Source organism: Bacteroidota bacterium, assembly GCA_017303905.1.
GTDB lineage: Bacteria > Bacteroidota > Bacteroidia > B-17B0 > Aurantibacillaceae > JAHEYG01.
Map to the genome: position 1 here is coordinate 1,335,548 of JAFLBH010000001.1, position 25,569 is coordinate 1,361,116.

The following is a 25,569-nucleotide window of genomic DNA, read 5'->3' on the forward strand; positions in this document are numbered from 1 at the left end:
TCTTATATTTGATTGGTTAATTAAACATTTCGCTTGTTTAAACGTCTAATAAAAAAACTACTATGAAAAAGTTTATTATTCTTTTCACATCTCTTTTCATTGCTCTAAACATGAGTGCTATCGGTAAGGACGACAAAACGAAATACCGGGATACAGTTGTTAATGTTGGAGATTTGAAAATACAATCAGACGATGTTTTCTCAACGGATGCTTATGTGAAAGCAAAGTTTCGCTTTGAAAATAAAAACGATTTTTTCATTCTATTAGACCCCAACAAATCATTTTTTTACATCAATGGAAATAAATCCATGTGTAAAGAGAGAGAGATTGTTTTACCTCCCGGTACAAAAAAGACAAAAGTATTTGATGTAAAAGGACCGAATTTAAATTCTGTACAAGCTTTATCGTTGGTATTAGACGGCTTTACAAAGACTGGCAACGAAAAAATGGTAAACATGCCTGAATTAGTGGCAGACCGTAAACAAAAAACATCAGCCGGTGGTGTGGAAATTGCAATTGATGATGTGGATTATGATAAGGCGCAAAAGTTTCATGTACGCGTGAAGGTAACCAATACCGGCAACGATATTTTAATTGTGAATTCCGGAATTGTAGAGTTGAGCGAAGATGGTAATGTTTTAAATAATATTCGTAAACGTTCTAACAGCATCATGTTGCGCAAAGGTGAATCGCAGATGATCGCCATGATTTATCAGACTACCGGACAAAAATCAACCAAAAAAATAAATTGGAACGACGCTTTCGTGAGCGCAACATTATTACCAATGGATCCTGTTGAAATCGGCTTTGCGACGAGTCCGGATTTATTAAGCAATTATAAATATTTCATGGCGCCTATTCCTAAGAAAAAAGTAGATGCTATAGAAGATAAAAATATTGCAATGAATGATACTCGCTCCCAAAAGAAGAGCGAAACTAAAAAGGAGAATACAAAACCGGTGAAGGCAAAACCAAATCCAACACCACAAGATAAAACACAAGTAAAGAAACCGGAGACAACACGTGCCGAGACGATAGCTTCAGAAGGTGAAATGAGTGAATTACATGCGGCGGATGTGAATTTTGGTGATGCTGGTGGAAAGTATTATGCTTTATTAATTGGCAGCAGTGACTATACGGATCCAAACATTCCTGATTTGGATAATCTTCCTGTTAATGATGCAATAGCGTTAGGGAAAGTTTTACAAACCAATTATACTTTCGCGGAAGAAAACATTAAGGTACTAAAGAATCCAAGTCGCCGTGAAATTGTAATTGCATTGGATGATTTAAGCAAGAAAGTAACGAGTCAGGATAATGTATTGATTTTTTATGCGGGTCATGGTCATTATGAAGATGACAGCGATATTGGATATTGGTTGCCTACAGATGCGGAAGTCAGTAACTCTGCGAATTGGTTGTATAATGATCAATTAACGGCTTCTATTCGTAAAATAAAATCATTACATACATTATTAATTTCAGATGCTTGCTTTAGTGGTAGTATTTTCAAAAACAGAAGTATTAGTTTGACAGGTTCATCGGATGTAATTAAGAAAAAATATCAGTTACCAAGCCGTAAAGCCATTACCAGCGGAACTTTAAAAACCGTTCCAAACAAAAGTGTATTCATCAAGTATTTGTTAGATCGTTTGGAAAAGAACAAAGACAAATACATGGCAGCAAGTACACTGTATCAAAACCTCGAGGCACCTGTTGGAAACAACAGCACTAGCTTACCGCAATACGGTGTAATTAATAACGTAGGGGATGAGGGTGGAGATTTTATTTTTATTAGGAAATAATTTTGATTTACCAGTGAGGCACTAAGTGAGGTTTGTTTTAAAACATTACTCTGTTTCTCCGTTTCTCTGTGTTGAAATTTCCTGCAGATTTTAATTAGTGCTTATTAGTGAAATTCGTGGCTCTCTAAATCCTATCTTCTAAATCCTATTTCCTCAACTTCTCCAAGCTACCGCCTTTTTCAAAAAGTTTATCTACTCTTTTCTCTATAGCAGGATCTTTTATTAATGCGGGCGCGTGATGTGGTTTTACACGCGCATCAATAATAACGCTGTCGCAACCAAAATGTTTAAAGCGTGTAAATGGATTTACGCCATATATATCATGACTTGGATTGCAACGTGTAAAACTTACCCAAAGCCAATTGTTTAAAGTGGCAGATGTAAAATCACTGTCGTCACAAATTACGATAAGAGGATAATTATGTGTATCAATCCGGTTTCGGATTAATTCAATATTAAATTCGGAAACTTCTTCTTCTGTTTTTTCGTGGCTTACAAATTTATTTGCTTGCAATACTAAAACGCCGGGTAATGCTAAAAACGGATGATTAAAGGTTTTTAATTCCATGATTTCATTGGTGATACTTGTAGCTAATTCGCGTTTTTTATCACCATATGCAGCAAATACAACTTTACTGCCGCTGTTTAAACCACTACCACTGTAATCTAATGTATCAATGGTCGTGTTGGTGTAAAAATGTAAATCACGCGTAAGGTCAATTCTCTCCAATAAAAATTTGAAGTACCCGGGAATGTTATGTGTGCTGAGCTGATTACTATCATCAGCTGTTATAAACAAGAACTTCGCTAAACTTAATTGTCCTTTTCCTAAAATATGATTGGCTTGCGTCAGTAACTCTGCAGGATGTTTGGTGGGAGAATAAGGTGTATAGCGTTCACTACCGATAGCTAGTAATAGCGGATGCACCCCTGCGGCATCTACTGCATTTACTTCTTTAATTCCCGGAATTTCATTCGGAATGGCTTTACCGGTTAATTCATGAATCAAGGCGCCGAAACTGGTGTCCTCTTGTGGTGGTCGGCCCACAACAGTGAAAGGCCAAATGGCATCGTAACGGTGATACACTTTATGTACTTTCATCACCGGAAAATCGTGCGTTAAACTATAGTAGCCTAAGTGATCACCAAACGGACCTTCGGGTTTGTTTTCATTCGGATAAATTTCTCCGGTAATAACAAAATCAGCATCCGTACTGATACAATAGCCGTCAATGTAAGTATAGCCAAAACGTTTATTGCCTAAGGCGCCGGCAAAAGTTAATTCACTTAATCCTTCCGGTAAAGGCATAACGGCCGACAGGCTGTGGCTTGGTGGTCCGCCAATAAAAACCGAAACTTTTAAAGGTTGTCCTTTTTTATTGGCTTTACTTTGATGAACGCCTATACCTCGGTGAATTTGATAATGCACACCAATTTCTTTATTTAATAGATAATTGTTGCCGTTTAATTGAATGCGATACATGCCTAAATTGGCATTCATTACACCGGGTTTATCAATGTCTTCGCTGTACACCTGAGGAAGCGTCACAAAAGCGCCGCCATCCATGGGCCAATGTTTAATTAAGGGTAATTTATCAATGGTTGTTTCCTTAAATAAAACAGGTTTTACAAATGGATTCTTTTTAGGAAGTGCGGATAAACCCGTAAAAAAAACATCACTGTATTTAAAAGGGTTTTTTAGCGCGTTTAAAGGATTTTGTTTTACCTCTACCAGCTTTTGGATTTTTTCAAATGTGTCTCTGAAAATAAATTTACTTCTTTCCAGTGTCCCAAAGATATTGGAAGCGCATTGAAATTCGCAGCCTTTTACGTTTTCAAATAGCAGGGCAGGGCCTCCCATTTCGTAAACACGTAAATGAATGGCAGCCATCTCTAATTCAGGATCAACTTCTTCTTTAATACGAATGAGTTGTCCGTTTTTTTCGAGGTCGAGTAAACAATCTTTTAAGCTGCTGTAGCCCATTTCTTTTTCATTTGTGACGCCGAGCCGAGCGAGGCGTGTTTTTTATCTATTAATTCAGTTCTCGACTAAGCTCGAACTGACATGCGAAGTTACCTTTTATAAACTAATTTCCCATCTATATAAGTCTCTAAAACCTGAGATTGTAAAATTTTATCTTCAGGACATTTCATTAAGTCTGTATCTATAACAACAAAGTCGGCGAATTTGTTTTTTTCGAGACTGCCTTTTTCTTTTTCTTCGAAATTAGCGTAAGCTGCCCAAACGGTCATTCCTTTAATGGTTTCTTCTCGCGTTAAAGCATTTTCTTTTTGGAATCCACCATCCGGAAATCCTTTGCTGTCTTTACGCGCTACGGAAGCGTAAAATGTTTTAAACGGACTAATATCCTCTACTGGAAAATCAGTGCCTAATGCGACGATTCCGGCTGCGTTCAATAAATCTTTATAAGCATAGGCCAATTTAACGCGATCTTTTCCTAAACGATCGGCTGCCCAATACATATCACTAGTGGCGTGCGTGGATTGAACAGAAGGAATAATATTTTTACTAAAGTCTTTGAAATTGTCTTTCAATAAAACTTGTGCATGTTCAATGCGCCAACGTTTGTTATCGTTACCACTGCAGTATTTTTTGTAGATGTTGAGTATAACTTTCGCAGCTGAGTCACCAATACAATGTGTGTTCATCTGGAAGCCGTGTTTGTTCATGAGTTCGGCATGCTTTTCAAAATAAGCGGCATCGTTTAATAAAAATCCTTTCCAATTGGTTTTGTCGGCATATTCGTGGCATAAACAAGCTCCTCTGGAACCAAGCGCACCATCACCATAAAATTTAAATGAACAAACAGTGAGCTTATCCGTTTTAAGTGTTCCATTCTTTAAGTAGTATTCCAGATTTTCCTTGTTAGGTGTGAGCATGGCATACACACGCATGAATAACTCATTTTCTTTCTGCAATTTCTCAATGGCATCCACCACACTTTTATCTAGACCCGCATCGCTTACGCTTGTGATTCCCATAGCTAAACAGTTTTCTTGCGCATTAAGTAAAGCGGTTTTTATAGTCTTATAAGAAGCTTTTGAAATTGATTTTTTAAGGGAGTCTTCCGCATTATCAATAAGTATTCCTGTTAGTTTCCCATTTTTTATTTCTACTTCACCACCACTTATTTTAGTATTAACCGAGAACCCTGCAATATCCAAAGCTTCTTGATTCACTAATGCCGCGTGCCCGTCGATGCGAGTAAGTATGACCGGTGTATTCGGGAAAATGCTATCGAGTTTCTTTTTATCAGGAAATTCTTTTACTTCCCAATCGTTCTGATCCCAGCCTCGGCCAATAATCCAGTCAATTTCTTGAATGTATCGTCCATCTCCTGTGGGAAGAAGAATTGGTGTTTGATCGTGTTGAATCGTGAACTCTTTCACCCGTTCAATCACTTCATCAAATGATTTACTGCCAACCAAGTCAACTTCCTGCAAACCCTTTCCGTAACCGTAAAAATGACAATGGGCATCAATGAATCCAGGAAACACAAATTTTCCTTTAGCATCAATTGTTTCTTTAGCTGTGTATTTTTTTAAAATAACTTCATTCGTTCCTGTTTCAATAATTTTACCATCTTTGATAACCATCGATTCACAAATACTAAATGAAAAATCAACGGTATAAATAGTTGCAGAATGAATAATTAAATCGGCTTCTTGCTTTGCTGTATTGCAGGATAACAAGCAAGAAACAACGAGTAGAAAAATTATTTTTTTAAGCATAATATAAAGATATAGTTTAAAGGTATACAATGGAAATTGCAAAGCAAAATAAGGAAATAGCACTGAAGTGGTTTAAGGCATTCAACGAGCATAACCTTGAAAATTTATTAAGTCTGTATGATGACAACGCGCAGCATTACAGTCCCAAATTAAAAATTCGTCAGCCCGAAACACGCGGACTCATACAAGGGAAAAATGCATTGCGTGCCTGGTGGAAGGATGCGTTTGATCGGTTACCAAGTCTGAAATACGAGGTAATTAAATTAACGGCTGATGAAGAGCAAGTCTTCATGGAGTATACACGTTTTGTGGACGGAGAGGAAGCACTGAGTGTTGGTGAAGTGTTGGAAATTTCTAATGGGAAAATTGTTGCATCACGCGTGTATCACGCCTAATTACATTAACTGATACAGTTTTGTTCGCTGAAATTTCTGATAGAATTTCGGATAGCCTGTGTGCACACGGAATCCCATCGTGAAATTGACGCTGTAATACGTGGACTTAATTTCCATTTGTCCGCTTTTGTAAGGCATAATGTCACCAATGAAAGATACAAACGTGTAAAACTTACGGTAGTTTAATCCAATGGCGGCACGAACATCACCGGTGAAATTGATATAGTTTAAATCACGGGTTGGCAAGCTATCGTATCGGTAAGTTCTGAATTGATCTTCCGGACCTAACATAAAGGTGGTGTTAATCAGCAAATGTTTCCATAATACAAGATTAAGCGACGCACCTCCATAAATTGAAAAACCAAATACATTCAGATTTCTCAATCCTGCCTGATCACCATAATAGGAGCGAACGGGTTGTGGAATGATACTGCTATCTCCTTTTAATGTATTGTAATAAGCATTAGCAGTAACTATCCAGGTAAAAGAAGATTTGATTTGGCGATAGCTCGAGCCATAGCAAGATTTAAAGGCAAAGCGTTTGTTATTGGAGAAATAGAGAAACTTCACTTTATGCAAAGTGCTTCGTATAGACGGATCGTTATAGTATTTTCCGGTTTGTCTAAAAGTTGTGTCGTAATTAAGCGTATTCTTTTCGTAAAAACCCTGATAGCGACGGTAAGAACCCTCCACAATCCATTTATTACCTCCAATATTAAATCCAAAATTTAAGAATTTAGTTTCGCCCTTTTTGTCTTTGTCTTTTGGCGGTGTGCTTTTGTATCCGAAAGAAAGTGACAGTTTATCATAACTGATTTCTATACCATCTACCCAATTCGATTCTCCAATGTAATTTAAGTTAGATTTGCGCAAAGTGTCTTTTGTAAGGTATTGCACCATGTCTACATTATACCCTTTCGTAGAACCGTAGTAACCAACGATGATACTGGAATTGTATTTGGAAAAGTATAATGAATCGGGTGTGCGGGCTCTTTTTTCTTGAGGCTTTTTTTCTTTAGCTGCAGGTTTGGGTTTCTCTTCCTTTTTAGTTTGGGAAACGGCAATGAATGAACAAAGAGTTAAAACTATTAAAAGTAGTTGTCGCAATTTTAATTTAATTTTGTACCAAGATAAAAAATATTTCAATGAATTTGGATAAATATATTGATAGGATCATACATGTGTTGGCTGAATTTACCCCTGTGGTAATATCGGCCTTATTGGTATTGCTAATTGGTTTATGGGTCATTAAACGTATTGCTATTTTTTCTCAAAGAGCTTTTGAAAAGCGAGATTTGGACGTATCACTTCGTACTTTTTTGCGCAGTTTAATTTCAATTGGCTTAAAGATTATTTTAATTGTGACGGTGGCTGGTATGTTAGGAATCGGAACCGCTTCTTTTGTCACTATATTAGGTGCTGCCGGTTTAGCTGTTGGTTTAGCCTTGCAAGGTTCACTATCTAATTTTGCAGGTGGAGTTTTAATTTTGATTTTTAAACCTTATAAAGTAGGAGATACTATAGAAGCGCAAGGACAAACGGGAGAGGTTACAGAGATACAGATTTTTAATACAATAATGATTACAACCGATGGAAGAACAGTCATATTACCAAATGGCGCTTTATCGAACGGTACTATAGTTAACATTACACGCAATGGTTTTATACGTTTGGATATTCCGGTAAGTGTAGCAATGGAAAATGATATTGAAAAAGTACGTTCTATTATTTATAATGTGCTCGACAAAAACGATATGGTTTTAAAATCGCCTTCGCCTATTATTTTAACACAACGTATTGCAGAGGGAGCGGTACACATTCAGGTAAGACCATATTGCAGTTATGATAACAGTACGATTGTGATTTCTCAAACGAATGAGGCATTAAAGGAAGAGTTCAAGAAGAATAGTATTTCCGGTGCCATTCAAACCAGATTTATTCATAACATTTAATTATTCGAAGCGCAAGCTTTCGATAGGATCCAGTTTTGAGGCGCGTTTTGCAGGAAAAAACCCGCTTACTAAGCCAACGAAAATACAAATTATTACACCGCTGATGATCCAAAACCATGGTACAAAAAATCCTGTGTCGAGTGCCATGCCTATCACATTGCCTATTATAATTCCAAGGATAATTCCTATTAATCCGCCCATCACGCAAATCACAACACTCTCAATTAAGAATTGATTTTTAATGGCGGATGGTGTTGCGCCTAATGCCTTTCGGATACCGATTTCTCGCGTACGTTCTGTAACGGATACCAGCATGATATTCATTAAACCAATCGCAGCACCCAGTAAAGTGATAATACCAATAATCGTTGCGCCAAGTGTCACGGTTTGTAAATTATCAATTAGCATAGTTGCCAATCCATCCGATTTGGTGATTTCAAAATCTTCTTCCTCCGTAGCACTTACTTTCCTCACTTTTCTGAATAATCCTGTTGCTTCTCCAATGGCAATTTCCATAAGCCATGGAAATTTTGAAATAACACTGATAGTAAAACTCATATCCGGTCGACCGAAATATTGACGCGCATTCATAATAGGGATAATACAAACTTTATCACCGCCAAAGCCCATGCTGCTGCCTTTACTTTTTAAAATGCCAATCACTTTATATTTTCCTCCGCCAATAGAAATGGTTTTATCTAATCCTTTAATTCCTTTTGGAAATAAAGTATGGGCCACTTCACTGCCCAGCAATACCAGACTGCTGCCACTTAAAATTTCCTGCGCCGTAAAATTCCTTCCTTCCTGTAATTCATAACCTGAAGTTTCCAAATAATTTTCATCGGCTCCAAACACCTGAATGTTTGGATTGGTTTTTTTGGAAGCATATTTTAAGCGGGCATTAAAGGAAGCCATGGTAGAAACCGAAGTAATGCCGGGAAAATCAAATTCTTCCTTAAACCGCATTGCCTCCTTAAAGGTTATCGACCTAAAAACTTTTGGTCGTTTTCCGCCTTTGCCAACCCGCATACTGGTACCTCTGTTACGAATGGTAAAGGTATTGGCGCCCATACTGGTAAAATTGCTGTTAATGCTTGATTTGATGGCGTCAATGGCAGATAGAATACCAACTAATGCCATAATTCCGATGGCAATAATCAACATGGTGATGATAGCCCGCAGTTTATTGGATTTGATAGCATTTAAGGCTATTTCGGTATTTTCTCTCAGTAATAAGGCCACAGCAAAGCAAAGGTAAGCTTAGCTCGCCATATTTATTAACCGTTTATCAAAAAAAGGGAGTTTTTTTCAATGGATTATCCTCTATTTTTTATAAATTCGTACCTCTCTTTAAACGATTATTAACTAACCAAAAAACAATATCCTATGGCTTTTGACATTGATATGATTAAGAAGGTTTATGCAAATATGCCTTCACGTATTGAAGCCGCCCGCAAAACTTTGGGTCGCCCTTTAACTTTAGCAGAAAAAATTCTTTACTCGCACTTAGATGCAGCGTTCGAAGTAAAAAACTACCAACGTGGTAAAGATTATGTGGATTTTAATCCGGATCGTGTTGCGATGCAAGATGCAACAGCTCAGATGGCATTATTGCAATTCATGCAAGCCGGTCGTCCGAAGGTAGCTGTTCCTTCTTCAGTACATTGCGATCACTTAATTCAGGCTAAAGCAGGTGCAAAAGCCGATTTAGACAGAGCTAAAACTGAAAGTGAAGAAGTGTTTAACTTTTTAGCTTCAGTATCTAATAAATACGGCATCGGTTTCTGGAAACCGGGAGCAGGTATTATTCACCAGATTGTATTGGAAAATTATGCGTTTCCGGGTGGTATGATGATTGGTACAGACTCTCACACGGTGAATGCCGGTGGTTTAGGTATGATTGCGATTGGTGTTGGTGGAGCAGATGCTTGTGATGTAATGGCAGGCTTACCATGGGAATTAAAAATGCCAAAATTAATTGGTGTTAAGTTAACCGGTAAATTGAATGGTTGGGCAAGTGCAAAAGATGTTATTTTAAAAGTAGCAGGTATCCTCACCGTTAAGGGTGGTACAGATAAAATTATTGAGTATTTCGGTGAAGGTGCGATTAACTTAAGTTGTACCGGAAAAGGAACAATTTGTAACATGGGTGCTGAAGTTGGTGCAACTACTTCTACATTTGGTTATGATGATAGCATGAGTCGCTATTTAAAAGCTACAGGTCGTGCTGATGTGGCTGCTTTAGCAGACGGCATTAAACAACACTTAACAGGCGATCCTGAAGTGTATGCTGATCCTAAAAAATATTTTGATGAAGTAATTGAAATTAATTTATCGGAATTAGAGCCGCATGTAAATGGTCCGTTTACGCCGGATTTAGCAACTCCAATTTCTAAATTAAAAGAAGAGGCTGTAAAAAATGGTTGGCCATTAAAAGTAGAAGCGGGATTAATCGGTTCTTGTACTAACTCTTCTTATGAAGATATCGCACGCGCAGTTTCTATCGCAAAACAAGTAAAGGCAAAAGGATTAAAGTCTAAAGCAGGATTTATGATTAATCCGGGCTCAGAGCAAATCCGTTATACAATTGAGCGCGATGGTTTCTTGAATGTATTCGATGAGTGCGGTGCTGTAGTATTTACAAATGCTTGCGGACCATGTATCGGTATGTGGGATCGTATGGGCGCTGAGAAGCAAGAGAAAAATACAATCGTTCACTCTTTCAACCGTAACTTCGCTAAGCGTGCTGATGGTAATCCAAATACCTATGCATTCGTTGCGTCTCCTGAAATCGTTTCAGCATTAGCTATTGCAGGTGATTTAGGATTCAATCCAATCACTGATACTTTAACCAATGAAAAAGGAGAAAAAGTAAAATTAGATCCACCAACCGGTGATGAATTACCTTCAAAAGGATTCGCTGTTGAAGATGCAGGATATCAAGCTCCGGCTGCTGATGGAAGTGGAGTAAAAGTTCTTGTGGATGCTGCATCTAAGCGTTTACAATTGTTAGATCCATTCTCAGCTTGGGAAGGTGTGGATTTAAAAGGTTTGAAGTTATTAATTAAAGCAAAAGGTAAGTGTACAACCGATCATATCTCAATGGCCGGACCATGGTTAAAATTCCGTGGACACTTAGATAATATTTCGGATAACATGTTGATTGGTGCGGTGAATGCATTCAATGAAAAAACAGATTCAGTGAAGAATCAGTTAACCGGTGCTTATGAAGGCGTTCCAAAAGTTCAACGTCAGTACAAAGCAAAAGGTATCGGAAGTATTGTAGTAGGTGATGAGAATTACGGAGAAGGTTCTTCACGTGAACATGCCGCTATGGAGCCTCGTCATTTAGGTGTACGTGCTGTATTAGTAAAATCTTTCGCGCGTATTCACGAAACTAATCTTAAGAAACAAGGTATGTTGGCATTAACGTTTGCAAATACTGCCGATTACGATAAGATTAAAGAAGATGATGTAATTGATATCACAGGATTAACGTCTTTTGCTCCGGGTGTACCGTTAACTATCACATTAACGCATGCTGACGGCAGTAAAGATGAGTTTAAAGTAAATCATAGCTACAACGCTCAGCAAATTGAGTGGTTTAAGGCGGGAGGAGCTTTAAATATCATTCGTGCAAGTGTAAAAGCTTAATATAAGATTACTATAATCTTGAAAGCCGCCTTGAACAAGGGCGGCTTTTTTAGTATATTTATATTATGAAAATCAGAATTGCAATTATTTTATGCTTTGTAGCAGGATTTGGTTTACAAGCGTTTTCTCAATCATTTATTAAAAACACACAGCAGCGTCCTTTATCATTTAAGGAAATGCAATTGCAATTTGATGACTACAAAAAGAAAAACGATTTAAGTAAGGTAAAGGGTTGGAAAAATTTTAAGCGTTGGGAAAATGAAATGCAACTGCATACCGGTAGTAATGGTGAGCCTTCCCATTTCGATACCTATGTGAACGAAATTGTGAATGAAGCGAATTTAAAGGAACAACAAGCTTTATCTGCTCCGTCTGTTTGGTCGCCATCCGGTCCGAATGTTTTGCCCAATAACTTAACAGGCTATATGGAAAACGGTATCGGGCGAATTAATTGCATCGCATTTCATCCAACAAATACCTCTACCTATTTTGTAGGAGTAGCTCAAGGCGGATTATGGAAAACAACCAATGATGGCGCAAGCTGGACGCCATTAACCGATAATCTTCCAATAACACGCATCAGCGATATAAGTATCGATCCTTCCAATCCGAACACCATGTATATTTCTGTTTGCGATTTTGAATACATTGGTTTCGGTTTATTCTTGAATGGACGTAAACGTCATACGCATTATGGATTGGGTGTATATAAAACAACCGATGGAGGTTTAACCTGGTCGCCAACCGGCTTAACGTATCAGTTAACAAATGGTGATGAATCTCTTATCCGAAAAATTTTAATTAATCCTACAAACACATCTGAGTTATTAGCGTGTGGAGTAAACGGTATGCACAAATCAACTAACGGTGGTACAACATGGACAAAATTACTGGACTCTTTGTTTTGGGATATGGTGCAAGATCCAATTAATCCGAATGTTGTTTACGCTGCTACCGGATGGGTGTTGAACTCCAATCAGGGCGATGCGGCAGTTTATAAATCTACCAACTTTGGAAATACATGGGTGAAATTAAATACAGGTATTCCCGCAACAGGAAGTGTGCAACGTGTAAAATTGGCTATTGCTCCAAGTGATAATAATTATATCTATGCTTTGTGTGTCGATAATCAAAATGGTTTATATGGATTTTATAAAAGTACCAATGCCGGTACAAGCTGGACGTATATTCCTCCTTCATTGAATGTATTGGATGGAAATCAAGGTACCGGTAGTGGCGGGCAAGGAAATTACGATTTAGGTTTTGTTGTGAATGCAACGAATAGAAATACCGTTTATGTGGGTGGAATTAATTTATGGGGTTCAACGGATGGTGCAGTAAGTTTTGACCCTATAGCTCATTGGACAACATCATACGGACCAACTATTCATGGTGATATTCATTATATAGACAGACAAGCGTCAACCGGAAGATATTTTGTATGTAGTGATGGTGGTGTTTATAGAACATCAAATATGGTGATGGGAAATTTCTCCACTAGCTTCACTACTAATTGGGCGAACTTAAATAACGGTATGCAGATAACTTCCTTCTATCGTTTATCCAGTTCAAAAAACGTGGCAGGACGTTTATGTGCTGGTGCGCAAGATAATGCTACATTTTATTATAAGAGTGGAGCATGGACAACTATTTTCGGTGGCGATGGAATGGATAATTATTTAGATCCGAATAATAATAATAATGTTTTTGGTGCAAGTCAGTATGGTAATTTCTGGGAGAGTAGTAATAATGGTAATTCAAGTAGTTATCCAAACACAAATCCGAATAGTGAAGCAGCTGAGTGGGTAACGCCGATAGTAGCTGATTATTCCAATCCTGGTGTATTGTATATCGGGAATGAAAACGTTGTGAAATCGACCGATAACGGACAAACCTGGAATACCTTGACAAGCATGCCCGGCACAAACTCTTCTGAGATTTCTGCCTTGGCAGTTTCTAAAACAAATAGTTTAGTATTGTATGCGGCGAGAAGAGTGCGTTATGAGTTTTCGGTTCCCGGTGCGATTTTCAAAACAACAAATGGTGGTACATCCTGGACTAACATCACTGCAGGTGTTCCTGATAGTTTGTATTACACGGGAATTGAAGTTAATGAAACCAATAGTAACATAGCTTATTTATGTTTAGCAGGATTTAGTGCCGGAAGAAAAGTGTACATGACAACTAACGGTGGCAGTACATGGACAAATATTTCCTATAACCTACCAAATTTACCGCTGAATTGCATTAAGCAAATTCCGGGGACAGGAAATATCATGGTAGCGAGTGATATTGGAGTTTATGTTTTATATAACGGTACAACAACCTGGGTGAATAACAGTGCAGGTTTGCCAAACGTAATCGTTAGTGATATCGAGTTTAATCCTGCAATCAATAAAGCCTATGTGTCAACATTCGGAAGGGGTATTTGGGAAACGAGCTTAAGTATTTTAACGGGCGTAAAATCTTTTGAAGAGAATATTCTATCCTTCAATTTATTTCCATCGGTAAACAATGGAAACTTTACTTTAAGCCTGAATGAAAAAGCAGAAGAAGCAAAAGTTGAAATCATCAACGTAATGGGACAAGTTGTTTTCCAAAAGCAATTACAAAATCAGGAAACTTCTTTAAGTCTGAATTTACTGGCCGGCGCTTATTACGCAAGAATAACACAAGGAGAAAAAGTGGGCGTAAAGAAATTTATTGTACAGTAACTATTTATTTCCCGCAGATTTCGCAGACACTTCATTTACGTAAATAGATGTCTCGACTACGCTCGACATGACATCCTCTTGGAATTGAATTTCTCCGAGTCTCTGTGATAAAAATTACTTTACAATAGGCATTTCATTCTTTTCCCACTTCATAAAACCGCCTTTTAGATCAATAATTTTTTTGAAGCCCATTTTTTTCATTTTGCGCGAAGCTAAAGGGCTGCGATGTTGCGTTTCGCAATACATGTAAATGGTTTTATTGTGATCCAATTTTCGGATACTATCGTTAAACCAGGAATGAAAATAACTTACGTTAATCGCATTTGACACGTGGCCGTTGCGGTATTCTTTGGGTGTACGTACATCCACTAGCAAATAATCGGAAGCGGATTGAAGTGATGACTGAAACTCTTCACAACTTAATTCATTATACGAAAAGTTTTTGCCGTGCTTCCAGGCGTTGCAGGAAGTCAGAATAAAAATGAAAAGCAGAATAAAAATTCGCATACGCAAAAATAGAGGCATTCAATTAAATAGAGAATGATTTACATCAATCTACATCCGTAACCCCACCGCTCACGATAAATTTCATAGTTTCAGCAGCATCAGCATGTATAGGTTTGATCTGCGAAGGAGAAACTATTACTAAGCGACCGGAAAGAGAATAAGAGTAAGGTAAATAAACAGAAACTTTATCCTGAATGCCGAGGTCTTTTAAATCTTCATGCGTTACGAAACCAATCTCCTCGATGTTTGCCTGTGGATTGGTCATAACCAAAACAGGTTTATTAAATTTCTTTTTATTCCCCATAAACGCGTTGGTGAAATCTTTTAGCGGAGAATAAATATGACGAATAAAGGGCGCGTGTTCTAATTTATCTTCCACGTAACTAAAAAATCCTTTAAATACGAAAGAAGAAGCAAGAACGCCCATCAAAAAAATAAAAGCTAAAGTAAAAAGCAATCCGAGAAATGTGTTCAGTGCCGGATAATCTGTAATTCCGATTTGTGAAAAGATAGCCGTGAAGAAATCAAAAATCTTCACCACAATTGTAACCGTTATGATGAATGGAATGAATAAAATCAATCCCTGTATGAAGTAAGATAGAAAACGTTTCATGTTGCTGTTTTTCTTTTGTGTCACGTGTAATAGCTTAGCTATTACATATAGTAAAGTTACCAAACAAAAATCCCCGCTTTAGAGGAGCGGGGATGAATTATAAACAAGCTGTTGTCAGGTCGAGCGAAGTCGAGACCACTTAGCCTCACTTCTCGACTCCTCCCGATAGCTATCGAGACGAAGTGACATCTGGTTTTAAAGCGACATTTTTACCATCCAAGTATCCAGCTAAAAATTAGCGGCGCCACAATGGTAGCATCACTTTCTACAATGAATTTAGGTGTATGGATGTCTAGTTTTCCCCAGGTTATTTTTTCATTCGGAACAGCACCTGAATAAGAACCGTATGAGGTAGTAGAGTCAGAAATCTGACAGAAATACGACCAGAATGGAATGTTTTCCATTTCCATATCCTGATATAACATTGGCACTACACAAATCGGGAAGTCACCGGCAATACCACCGCCAATTTGGAAGAAACCAACACCTTTACCTTCTGAATTTTTTACATACCAATCTGCTAACCATGCCATGTATTCGATACCACTCTTCATGGTGGTTGCTTTAATTTCACCTTTAATTACATAAGAAGCGAAAATATTTCCCATAGTACTATCTTCCCATCCCGGTACTACAATTGGTAAATTCTTCTCAGCTGCTGCTAACATCCAGCTGTCTTTAGGGTCGATTTCGTAATACTGTTTTAATTCGCCGCTATTTAAAATCTTGTACATGTATTCGTGAGGGAAATAACGCTCTCCTTTTTTATCGGCGTCACTCCAAATTTTATGAATATGTTTTTGTAAACGACGAAACGCTTCTTCTTCCGGAATACAAGTATCTGTTACACGGTTGTAATGATTTTCCAATAAATCCCACTCATCTTGTGGTGACAAATCGCGGTAATTTGGAACACGTTTATAATGGCTATGCGCCACTAAATTCATAATATCTTCCTCCAGGTTAGCGCCTGTGCAAGAGATAATATCGATTTTTCCCTGGCGGATCATTTCCGCTAATGATTTGCCTAACTCGGCAGTACTCATGGCACCGGCAAGGGTAACCATCATTTTACCGCCTTCGGTTAAATGTAATTCATATCCTTTAGCGGCATCCACAAGGGCTGCGGCATTAAAATGCTTATAGTGGTGTTCGATAAACTTCGAAATCGGACCTTTATTTGCTGCTGTACTCATAATGATAAAATAGATAAATTTTGAGGTACAAAGCTAATAAAATAGGGGAGATTTGAGAGTGGGAAGAATTAACAAATAATTAAGAGTAAATGAAGAAAACTGACCAAACTAATCAAAAAACAACCAGGTCAATCCAAATCTAAACGCTCTGTCGGGTTGGTAGTAGCCGGGTTTATATTAATAATTTATGGTAGACCGCAAAAAAGCATTCAGAAAAATCGGAGGATTATATATTTGGCAAAAGGAGAAAGTGAAAGAATGATTTGTATTAAAGAATTAAATATTTGTTCGAATCACTCTCCCTACCACTGGAAGGACTAAAAGCGATTTTAGTACCCACAAACCCAAGAATCTGAATCTTTTTACAAAGCGGATAGGGTTCTGCTCGCAGAGTTGTTCTCTGGCAAGTGAAACTACTGTTTGATTATCTTTGTGACGGTCTCGTCAATCTTCAAAAAATAAATTCCATTAGCGTAAGAAGAAAGATCAATTTCATTTTTTTCTTCAATATTATTCTTTTCTAAAATAACTTCTCCTATTGAATTTATAACTTTTAAGTGTTTTTTGGTTTTCGAAACAACCACTAGTTTTCCATTAGTTGGGTTAGGATAAATTTGACTTTTAAAATCAGTATTCATCTCTTTTATTCCAATACAAGGATCAACATATTGAATTACAGTCGCTGTATTTACACAGCCTTGTAGACTTGTTCCGGTCACGGTGTAAACAGTTGTGACGCTTGGAGAAACTGGAAGATTATCGATAGTGTCACCTGTATTCCAGGTATAAGTGCTTGCACCGTTAGCAGGTAAATTAGCTGTACCTTGAAATGGCGGCCCGCAAATAACAGAATTTGTAGAATAGACGCTCAATATAGGCAATGAATAAACTGTAACGGCAGAAATGGCGGGTACTAGCGCATCACACCCCAAGACACTTGTGCCAAAAACCGAATATGAAGAAGTACCCGAAGGTGATACAATAAAATTACCACCGGATATAGTATACGTATTCGCACCTGATGGTACAATAGTAAAACTCTTTCCAGTACAAATACTACCGCTATTTGCACTAATTGATGGTGCTGAATTCACAACCACATTACTGATTGCAGGCGTTGAAGATTTACATCCTAAGGCCGATGATCCTGTTACAGAATAAGAGCTAGTGATTATTGGAGATACGATTGAGCTTCCAGAAGAGTATGTATAAGTAATGGCGCCGGAAGGAGTAAGTGTGAAACTTTTTCCTTGACAAATTGTGCCGCTATTTACAGAAATAACAGGCAAAGGATTTACGCTTATACTCGATATCGCAGGTGTATTAGAAACGCAACCAAAAGCGCTTGTTCCACTAATTGAATAGGTTGTATTAACAGTTGGTGTTACTATATTACTACCACTTGAAAAAGTATAAGAAGCCGCACCGCCAGGCGTAATAGTAAAACTTGAACCAATGCAAATATTTCCATTAGTGGCGGTAATTGTCGGAGTTGGTCTAACGGTTAAGCTTGCTACAGCTGAAGAAGTGCTTACGCAACCTAAACTACTGGTACCTGATACAAAATAGGAAGTTGTAATACTTGGCGATACAATTGCGGAGCCGCCGGAAAAAGTGTAAGTATTAGCTCCTGAAGGAACAAAAGTAAAAGTTTGACCGGCACAAATTGTACCGCTGCTGACAACAATAGTTGGTGTTGGATTTATGGTAACATTAAAAACAGACGTTTGACTTGTACCACATGCATCAGTGACATTTACTGTAATACTTCCTGAATTATTACTTGGTGTATAATTCACAACATTTACGGTACTTGTACCCGTCCATCCACCTGGCGCGGTCCAGGTATAATCGAAAGCGCCAGCAACTGGCGCAACGCTAAAGGATTGTATGCCGCTCCCAAAACAACTTACAGAAGGGCCAGTTATGCTACCAATTAAGGGTAGAGAACATACATTAAATTTTTCGACATAAACATCCGAGCTACCGGAAACAGAATAATTAAAAACTGCCGGACTTGGATCAAAATCCACAACAGGAGATGTAAATATTCCGGTCAGATAAATATTTCCAGATGGATCAGCGGTTATATCTTGTCCATGTTCATTAGATGTGCTTCCAATTCTTTTAGACCATACGAAAGCTCCGGATGAATCAAGTTTGTGAATAAATATATCAGCAAATCCTGCACTTATCATATTATTGACTCCTGGTCCCGGATCAAAATCTATAGTGCTTGTAAATTGTCCTGTTAGATATAGATTTGCATTTGCATCGAGCCAAACAGCATTACCACATTCCGAACCAGGTGAGCCCATTCTTTTAGCCCAAATGAAATTTCCATTCCCATCTAATTTGTTCACGTAATAATCCTGTGCTCCAAATTGAGTAGGGGTATAAACGCCCGGCCCCGGATCCATATCAACAATCAACTCAACATATCCACAGGTATAAACACAACCCGCAGCATCAACATCCATTCCGAAAGGTACGTCCCAATTCGTTGAACCAAATTTTCGAGCCCATAGAAAATTTAAACCTGGATCCAATTTCATAATAAAAGCGTCGAATTGCCCGGCCGAAGCTAAAGTGTAAGTTCCCGGTCCTGGATCAAGATCAACAGTTTGTGTTATAATTCCTGAAAGAAAAACATTGCCCGTCGCATCATTTCGAATTGTATAAGCTTCAGTAGTTCCAGGGGATGCACCAATCGATGTAGCTAATAAAAAAATTCCTGAAGGGTCTAACTTAGAAACAAATGTACTCGAATTGATACTTGCTGTTAATGTATATACAGATGGCCCTGGATCAAAGTCTGCGGTGTTTAAAAAAGCTCCTGTAGTCAAAACATTTCCTGAACCATCTATAATGATCGAATTGGCTTTATCGTAACCAGTTCCGCCCATTTGGTTTGCCCAAACAAAATTTCCGGAAGCATCAAGTTTAACCACAAAAACATCATAACTTCCAAATGAAGTCATTGTATATGTTCCGGGTCCTGGATCAAAATCTGCAGTACCGCTAAATGTCCCTGTTGCATAAATGTTTCCCGCGGCATCGACCGCGCAATCCAGAGCTTTATCATTAGAAGTTCCGCCAAGTTGTTTTGACCAAATAAAATTTCCGGCCCCGTCAAGTTTATTAATATAAGCATCACCTGTTGTGCCTCCATTCATTGTATATGTTCCGGGTCCTGGATCAAAATCAACAGTACCACTAAAAGATCCAGCTGAATACACATTACCTGATGCGTCTACAGCTATGCCCCAGGCTTGTTCTGTTGATGGACCACTAATTTTCTTAGCCCATTGCATAGTAACTTGACAAAACAATGAAGGGTTTAAAAAAATAAAAAATAAGAAATAGTAAGGAAAAAATCTTTGGCTGTAAAAGTATTTATATTCCATTTTTAGAAAGCGTTTTGTTTTATTCTATGATTATCTTTTTTATAAGTGATCTAATCTGCACAAAATAAACTCATGACTTTTCTTTACTTAGATTTATTTGTATTTTGTTATTTTCAATTTTTGATTGATAAATAAGTGATCCTAATAAACTATAAAGAGATATATTATTTCCATGAATCGAGCCAAGGATACTACGTGGAATCGAACTCGATTTAACAGATTCAATCATAATCAAATATACGTAATTCTCCGCTTTTTCTGAATGCCAATCTGGGGTATACCGCAGATTCTCAGTCGTGGCAATCTACCTCCCCCCTCTCTACCGTAGGGAGGGGCAGGGGGTGAGTCTAATCAAAAAACAACCAAGTCAATCCAAATCTAAACGCTCTGTCGGGTTGGTAGTAGCCGGGCACAAAATTGTAATTGCTACCCATGAGTCCGTACAATGCATTCTCCACTTTTACAAAAAATTGTACCGGACGAATACGCGCGTTTAAGAATACATCTACAAAAGGATATTCGCCCACTGATTCGCGGTTTTGCAAATAGTACATATTATACGCCGGCATATAAGCATAGGCTTTAAACGAAGTGAAGTACTCGGCTTGCGCACCAATTTGTAATTGTAAATTGTTTTTAAAGAGATTGCCGGTGTAATACAAACTACCTAAGGCACGTAAAGGCGCTAATCGTACAATCGATTCTTTATTGGTTGTTTGGTAAGTAAGATTTAAACCAATGCCTAAGTGCTTAAATAACACTTTAGAAAAATTTAAATTGTAAGCCCAATTACTAATTTCAACATTGGCTTGTTTAGGAAGCATGGTGCTATCCATATAAATTAAATGAGAGGTGTTTTGCCATAAAATGGAAAGTCCTAATCCGCTTATTTCGTTTTTAAAACCAAGTTTGGTTTGAAACAATCCTGTTTGTTTAAAGTTGTTGTTCCATCTGAAGTTGTTGCTGTAATTGTAATTGTATAAATAATCCGGATGGCGAAGTTCAGAAGCGATTTTTAAAAAGAGGTGTGTGCTTTTGTTGGTTGCATTTCCATTGTCATCGGCGCGTAAAGTAAGAGAAGATATCCACTCTGCTTTATAGTCACTCTGATAAACACCACTTACAACACTTGAATAATTTAATTCTGAGTTTATTTTTTTGTTTCTGTTAAATGCCGTACTGTCTTTGTGTTTGATGGTTTTGTTGAAGTACAATGAAACGTGTGCCAAATTATTTTGAAATATGCTATCGAAGAATTGATGTAGTACGGCATACTCGTTGCTATATCCAATCGAAGCACTCAGCCCGACTTCATTTAATTTAAATGTGTAATTAATGCGGTTATTGAATTTTCTTAAATGTGTGCTGTCGTTAGTTTGTACCGTATCTAAATATACAGTATTGTAGAAGTTTTCATAGCCAATTCCGTTATCCAGATACCAATAATAGTTTCCGGTGTAGTTAAATTTATAATCGATGTAATGCGATATTTTTGTAGAATCTCTTTTATTTAAACGAAACCAGGGATTGAAATTAAAATCGGCTGTTTTATTTTCGCGTTTGGCATTGCTGAGGTTCACATCCAACAAATCTTTTCCGATTAAAATATTTTCTTCAATGAGTGTATCGTATTTGATACCGCCGTTTTCCTGATTCTTTACTTTGTTATAGAGGAAGTAAGAATAAAATCCAAAGCGTTTTTTCGCGTTGGTATAATGTGTAGAGCTGTAAAAATTATTAACGAAAGTTTGTTGTTTGTTGTAAAAACCTAACGATCCAAAGCGGTTAAACTTTACTGTAATATTTAAATTCTTTTTAGTTGTATGCGAGAACAATAAACGGAATGTTTGTTCTTGTTTGCTTCCTGCAAATCCTGATAAGGAGGCAAATGGGCCTTTGCTTACATAGTAATTCACTTGCTGTGGCGAAATCACACTGATACCAAACGGCATTTGATAATAATGCAAGCCTAAGTCTCTTTGCTGATATTGCAATAAATAATTGGGTTGCGGTAATCCTAAATTGCCCGAATAGTTTCTTGGTGTATAGTTATGAAGATTAGTGGCTGAGGTATCGGGATAGGCGCTGCTAAAATCTTTGCTCAGTAAGTTTTCACCGTTTGATTTTGATGAGATGTATTCTTTGTCGGTACTGTATTTGGTTTGTGCAGGCAATATGAAATGTGCAAGCAAACTGCTTATCACTATCAGTAATTGTTTTATGCCTTTACGATACAAAGGATGTGATTTTAAAACTTATCAAAGAAATGTTCTTCTACATCAAAAGTGGATTTTAAACCAACTTGTTTGAAATCTGTTTCTAACCACTGCGATGCGATTTCTCTTCCTTTTTCTTTTAACTGCAATAGAAATTCCCAAGACGTATTCATCTTGCTACTGTAGCTAAGCTGACTTAATGCATCATACCCCGAAATGGTGTGAACAAAAATCTCGCGGTTGGCTTTATCGTCAATTCGTAAAATACCATTACGCAGCAGTTCGTTTCGGTAGTGAATTAATTTCATTTCGTTAATTAAACTACTGTTAAATGAAATTTCATTCACCCTGTCAGCAATGTCGCGAGCGGTTGTAGGCACCGAATTAATATTGATAGAATTAATTTTAATTAATACCACATCATGAATGTTTGTGTTGGTAATAAGAGGAAAAATGGGAGGGTTACCCATATAACCACCGTCCCAATAATACTCACCATTAATTTCTACAGCTTGAAATAAGAATGGTAAACAAGCGGATGCTAAAACCGAATCAACGGTAATATCTTTATTTGTAAAAATTTTAGCGCGATTTGTTTTTACGTTGGTAGCGCAAATAAATAATTTCTTTTTGTTATATAAATGCAACTCTTCAAAGTCAACTAAATCATTCAATATATCACGAAGCGGATTATAATTGAAGGGATTGAAATTGTAAGGCGACATAAACTGGGTCATGGCATTAAACCATAAGTACCCAGGAGAATTGTAAATGTCTCCTTTACCAAAAAATTGATCCATCACACCCGGCTTAAATAAAAAGCTTCCGCTGTTAGCAATCTTAAGCCACAACTGTTCCATCAATTCTTTTGCTTTTGGCGGACCGCCTACATGTAATCCATAAGCACACACAACGGCATTTACTGCACCTGCACTAGTCCCGCACATAGCATCAGCAACAATTTCATCAACTTCTAATAAGCGATCGAGTACACCCCAGGTAAAGGCGCCATGAGCGCCTCCGCCTTGTAAAGCAATTCCAACGTTTTTGATTTTTTTAGTCATTCCAACGAGTTCAGTACATGGTCAAATATACAGTATAAAAGCTAATAAAATGGAGTTAGCCTTTTCTGTTAACTATTTTTTGGGAATTTCTTTAAATTTTGTTACGATAAATTCAGTTCTTCTGTTTAAAGCATGATCCTCTTCTGTACAATTAGAGGTTAATTTACCTTCACAAGCACAGCCATTTAAAAGTTTGGTCTCACCATATCCTTTACCTGTAATGCGGGTTCGAGGAATTCCTTTGCTGGCGATATAGCTTGCGCTTGCTTTTGCACGCGCCATAGAAAGAGCCATGTTAGATTTTGCAGCAGCGCGACAATCTGTATGTGAGCCTAACTCAACAGTCATTCCCGGATATTCCTTCATAATGGCTACAACTTTATTTAATTCGGCAGCCGCCACCGGTGTGATTTTTGATTTTCCTAAATCAAAGTATATTGGTTTGATATCGATTAATTTTGCTAAATCCATACCCACCATTACTTTTCCAATGTTTAAGTCAATAAGTTCGTTTAATTTAATCTCGCCCGGTTTAGAAATGGTATGATTGAAATCAATGGTTTTTGTAACATAACCGGTTTTTTCCAACGTGATTTTGAAATTTAACTTGTCCCCAACCTTGTTTCCTTTAAGTGGTTTCCTGTAATCACCGGTCGCCGCTGTTGTGTATGTGTCGAAGTCGCTATTCGTGTTTGTGTTTTTGATGGTGATTTTCACATCTCCTAATGCTTCTTTCGTTTTAGCATCCAAAACAAAAGCTAATAAAGATAAATCAGGATCTTTTTCCATTAACATAACTTTGTCAAACTCATCTTTGTCTGACATTTTGGTTGATAAAGAATCGTTCGCGTCAAAATATTTTTCTTTACTCGCTAACAAATTATATTGAGTGTCTTCTTCGATGAAATAAGTGTATTCACCTTTTTCATTTGTAGTGATGGAGTCGTTATTGATTTTAACTTTTGCATAAGGAACAATGGTTGTGTCGGAATCTTTGTCGCGGGTTTTGATGATGACATCTTTTCCACGCTTCACTTCCCGTAAAACTGTAAAGGCGTAAATGTCATCGTCCATATTTCCACTTTTTCGGTTTGAACTGATAAAGCCGGTTTTCATGTCATCGCTGAATACAATTCCGAAATCATCATAAGAGCTATTCATTGGTATACCCATATTGTATACCTTACCTAATGAACCATCAGTCTTAATTTTAATTTCATAAATATCTAATCCGCCAATTCCGTCATGTCCGTTTGATGAAAAATAAAATAAGTTATTTGGTGCAATGTAAGGGAACATTTCGTTGCCTTTAGTATTTACTTTTTCGCCCATGTTAACTGGAGTTCCCCAAACGCCTGAAGCGTCTTTTTTACTATACCAAATATCTAATCCGCCAAATCCACCCGGCATATCAGATGCAAAATACAATGTGCTGCCGTCATCCGATAAAGAAGGATGTGCGCAGTTATACGTGTTATTGTTGAATGGCATTGGCGAAACACGTTCGAATCCGTCAATATTTAAAACAGCTTCGTAAATTTCTAGTTTGTAATTTTTATCTCCACCGGCATTTTGTTTCGATGCGTTTCTCGTAAAAATTAAAGTCATTTTGTCTTTACTAAAACAAATCGGACCATTATTAAACTTAGAATCTAAATCACGCATGAATTTTTGCGGTTTCATGTATTGACCATTTCCATCACGTTCTGTGGCATAAATAGTGTAATAGTTTTTATCTGTCCAACCGTGTTCGTGTCGGATCCATTGGGTATTATTGCGAGATGAGGTAAATACTAAAATACCTTGTGCAAAAAAAGCAGGTGAAAAATCGTTTTCAGGTGAGTTAAAGTTTACCGAATCAATTTTATAGGCATCAGCATTTTTTGCATAAGTCTGCATATTGGTAATTGCCTTTACCAAAATTTTTCCACGTTCATCAGCCGAATATTCTTCGAATAATTTTTTGGCTTCTTCGTAACGACCTAATTCCATTAAGGCTTGTCCATAATAGAATTTCTGATTGGCGTCAGCGTTTCCTTTTTCAACTAATTTACCATAGCATAACGCTTTTCCCTTCGTATTGTTGGTTAATCGATAACAGTCGCCCAGTTTTGCTAATACAATCGTGTTGTTACTGTCTTTCTTAAATACTTTTTCGTATTTAGGAATCGCTTCAGCGTACGATTGACTATCGTAAAGTTTATTGGCTTTAAGCATTAACCCTTCTTGCGCAATAACGAAAGAGGAAAATGCAACGGCTGATAATGCTAAAAATATTTTTTTCATATTATTA

Annotated in this window: 16 protein-coding genes; 5 read left to right on the top strand and 11 right to left on the bottom strand. The window is 37.4% G+C overall.

Annotation, left to right across the window (positions count from 1 at the left end; genetic code table 11):
- The first annotated feature begins 62 nt into the window (after nucleotides 1-62).
- Nucleotides 63-1,805, top strand: coding sequence for a caspase family protein (locus tag J0L69_05670; protein MBN8692663.1), 1,743 nt, complete (start codon nucleotides 63-65; stop codon nucleotides 1,803-1,805).
- A gap of 145 nt (nucleotides 1,806-1,950) precedes the next feature.
- On the opposite strand, the gene J0L69_05675 is transcribed toward J0L69_05670, so the two are convergent.
- Nucleotides 1,951-3,789, bottom strand: coding sequence for a UbiD family decarboxylase (locus J0L69_05675; protein MBN8692664.1), 1,839 nt, complete (start codon nucleotides 3,787-3,789; stop codon nucleotides 1,951-1,953).
- Between the two features lie 89 nt (nucleotides 3,790-3,878).
- Nucleotides 3,879-5,558, bottom strand: coding sequence for an amidohydrolase (locus J0L69_05680; protein MBN8692665.1), 1,680 nt, complete (start codon nucleotides 5,556-5,558; stop codon nucleotides 3,879-3,881).
- 29 nt (nucleotides 5,559-5,587) lie between these two features.
- Here J0L69_05680 and J0L69_05685 point away from each other — a divergent pair, with 29 nt between their 5' ends.
- Nucleotides 5,588-5,953: a nuclear transport factor 2 family protein gene (locus J0L69_05685; GenBank protein ID MBN8692666.1), complete on the top strand. Its 366-nt coding sequence runs from the start codon at nucleotides 5,588-5,590 to the stop codon at nucleotides 5,951-5,953.
- Here the strand turns inward: J0L69_05685 and J0L69_05690 are convergent, their stop codons facing one another.
- Nucleotides 5,954-7,060: a DUF4421 family protein gene (locus J0L69_05690; protein MBN8692667.1), complete on the bottom strand. Its 1,107-nt coding sequence runs from the start codon at nucleotides 7,058-7,060 to the stop codon at nucleotides 5,954-5,956.
- A gap of 38 nt (nucleotides 7,061-7,098) precedes the next feature.
- Here J0L69_05690 and J0L69_05695 point away from each other — a divergent pair, with 38 nt between their 5' ends.
- Nucleotides 7,099-7,905 carry a mechanosensitive ion channel gene (locus J0L69_05695; GenBank protein MBN8692668.1) on the top strand — a complete coding sequence of 269 codons (807 nt, stop codon included), beginning with the start codon at nucleotides 7,099-7,101 and terminating at the stop codon, nucleotides 7,903-7,905.
- On the opposite strand, the gene J0L69_05700 is transcribed toward J0L69_05695, so the two are convergent.
- Nucleotides 7,906-9,069, bottom strand: coding sequence for an ABC transporter permease (locus tag J0L69_05700; protein MBN8692669.1), 1,164 nt, complete (start codon nucleotides 9,067-9,069; stop codon nucleotides 7,906-7,908). It abuts the gene before it with no gap.
- Between the two features lie 222 nt (nucleotides 9,070-9,291).
- Here J0L69_05700 and J0L69_05705 point away from each other — a divergent pair, with 222 nt between their 5' ends.
- Both J0L69_05705 and J0L69_05710 read left to right on the top strand, forming a co-directional pair.
- Nucleotides 9,292-11,559 carry an aconitate hydratase gene (locus J0L69_05705; GenBank protein ID MBN8692670.1) on the top strand — a complete coding sequence of 756 codons (2,268 nt, stop codon included), beginning with the start codon at nucleotides 9,292-9,294 and terminating at the stop codon, nucleotides 11,557-11,559.
- A gap of 65 nt (nucleotides 11,560-11,624) precedes the next feature.
- On the top strand, nucleotides 11,625-14,273 hold the full coding sequence (locus J0L69_05710; protein ID MBN8692671.1) for a T9SS type A sorting domain-containing protein: 2,649 nt from the start codon (nucleotides 11,625-11,627) through the stop codon (nucleotides 14,271-14,273).
- Between the two features lie 114 nt (nucleotides 14,274-14,387).
- Here J0L69_05710 and J0L69_05715 read toward each other — a convergent pair whose 3' ends face one another.
- The 7 genes from J0L69_05715 to J0L69_05745 form a co-directional block, all read right to left on the bottom strand.
- The gene (locus J0L69_05715) at nucleotides 14,388-14,780 is read right to left on the bottom strand and encodes a rhodanese-like domain-containing protein (GenBank protein MBN8692672.1); all 393 of its coding nucleotides are present in this window, start codon (nucleotides 14,778-14,780) and stop codon (nucleotides 14,388-14,390) included.
- A gap of 43 nt (nucleotides 14,781-14,823) precedes the next feature.
- Complete coding sequence (locus J0L69_05720; GenBank protein ID MBN8692673.1) at nucleotides 14,824-15,393, bottom strand: DUF502 domain-containing protein; 570 nt, start codon at nucleotides 15,391-15,393, stop codon at nucleotides 14,824-14,826.
- A gap of 209 nt (nucleotides 15,394-15,602) precedes the next feature.
- The gene (locus tag J0L69_05725; protein ID MBN8692674.1) at nucleotides 15,603-16,589 is read right to left on the bottom strand and encodes a deoxyhypusine synthase family protein; all 987 of its coding nucleotides are present in this window, start codon (nucleotides 16,587-16,589) and stop codon (nucleotides 15,603-15,605) included.
- A gap of 413 nt (nucleotides 16,590-17,002) precedes the next feature.
- Nucleotides 17,003-19,903: an SBBP repeat-containing protein gene (locus J0L69_05730; GenBank protein MBN8692675.1), complete on the bottom strand. Its 2,901-nt coding sequence runs from the start codon at nucleotides 19,901-19,903 to the stop codon at nucleotides 17,003-17,005.
- A gap of 440 nt (nucleotides 19,904-20,343) precedes the next feature.
- On the bottom strand, nucleotides 20,344-22,233 hold the full coding sequence (locus J0L69_05735; GenBank protein MBN8692676.1) for a hypothetical protein: 1,890 nt from the start codon (nucleotides 22,231-22,233) through the stop codon (nucleotides 20,344-20,346).
- An 11-nt stretch (nucleotides 22,234-22,244) separates the two neighbouring features.
- Nucleotides 22,245-23,276 carry a patatin-like phospholipase family protein gene (locus J0L69_05740; GenBank protein ID MBN8692677.1) on the bottom strand — a complete coding sequence of 344 codons (1,032 nt, stop codon included), beginning with the start codon at nucleotides 23,274-23,276 and terminating at the stop codon, nucleotides 22,245-22,247.
- Nucleotides 23,277-23,348: 72 nt separating this feature from the next.
- Entirely contained in the window at nucleotides 23,349-25,562 is a 2,214-nt protein-coding gene (locus J0L69_05745; GenBank protein MBN8692678.1) for an OmpA family protein, read from the bottom strand.
- Nucleotides 25,563-25,569: the final 7 nt, after the last annotated feature.

What these genes read in the sequence shown, in the direction of transcription:
- J0L69_05670 (MBN8692663.1), top strand. Translation starts at nt 63, where the DNA reads ATGAAAAAGTTTATTATTCTTTTCACATCTCTTTTCATTGCTCTAAAC.
- J0L69_05675 (MBN8692664.1), bottom strand. Translation starts at nt 3,789, where the DNA reads ATGGGCTACAGCAGCTTAAAAGATTGTTTACTCGACCTCGAAAAAAAC.
- J0L69_05680 (MBN8692665.1), bottom strand. Translation starts at nt 5,558, where the DNA reads ATGCTTAAAAAAATAATTTTTCTACTCGTTGTTTCTTGCTTGTTATCC.
- J0L69_05685 (MBN8692666.1), top strand. Translation starts at nt 5,588, where the DNA reads ATGGAAATTGCAAAGCAAAATAAGGAAATAGCACTGAAGTGGTTTAAG.
- J0L69_05695 (MBN8692668.1), top strand. Translation starts at nt 7,099, where the DNA reads ATGAATTTGGATAAATATATTGATAGGATCATACATGTGTTGGCTGAA.
- J0L69_05700 (MBN8692669.1), bottom strand. Translation starts at nt 9,069, where the DNA reads ATGTTGATTATTGCCATCGGAATTATGGCATTAGTTGGTATTCTATCT.
- J0L69_05705 (MBN8692670.1), top strand. Translation starts at nt 9,292, where the DNA reads ATGGCTTTTGACATTGATATGATTAAGAAGGTTTATGCAAATATGCCT.
- J0L69_05710 (MBN8692671.1), top strand. Translation starts at nt 11,625, where the DNA reads ATGAAAATCAGAATTGCAATTATTTTATGCTTTGTAGCAGGATTTGGT.
- J0L69_05715 (MBN8692672.1), bottom strand. Translation starts at nt 14,780, where the DNA reads ATGCGAATTTTTATTCTGCTTTTCATTTTTATTCTGACTTCCTGCAAC.
- J0L69_05720 (MBN8692673.1), bottom strand. Translation starts at nt 15,393, where the DNA reads ATGAAACGTTTTCTATCTTACTTCATACAGGGATTGATTTTATTCATT.
- J0L69_05725 (MBN8692674.1), bottom strand. Translation starts at nt 16,589, where the DNA reads ATGAGTACAGCAGCAAATAAAGGTCCGATTTCGAAGTTTATCGAACAC.
- J0L69_05730 (MBN8692675.1), bottom strand. Translation starts at nt 19,903, where the DNA reads ATGCAATGGGCTAAGAAAATTAGTGGTCCATCAACAGAACAAGCCTGG.
- J0L69_05740 (MBN8692677.1), bottom strand. Translation starts at nt 23,276, where the DNA reads ATGACTAAAAAAATCAAAAACGTTGGAATTGCTTTACAAGGCGGAGGC.
- J0L69_05745 (MBN8692678.1), bottom strand. Translation starts at nt 25,562, where the DNA reads ATGAAAAAAATATTTTTAGCATTATCAGCCGTTGCATTTTCCTCTTTC.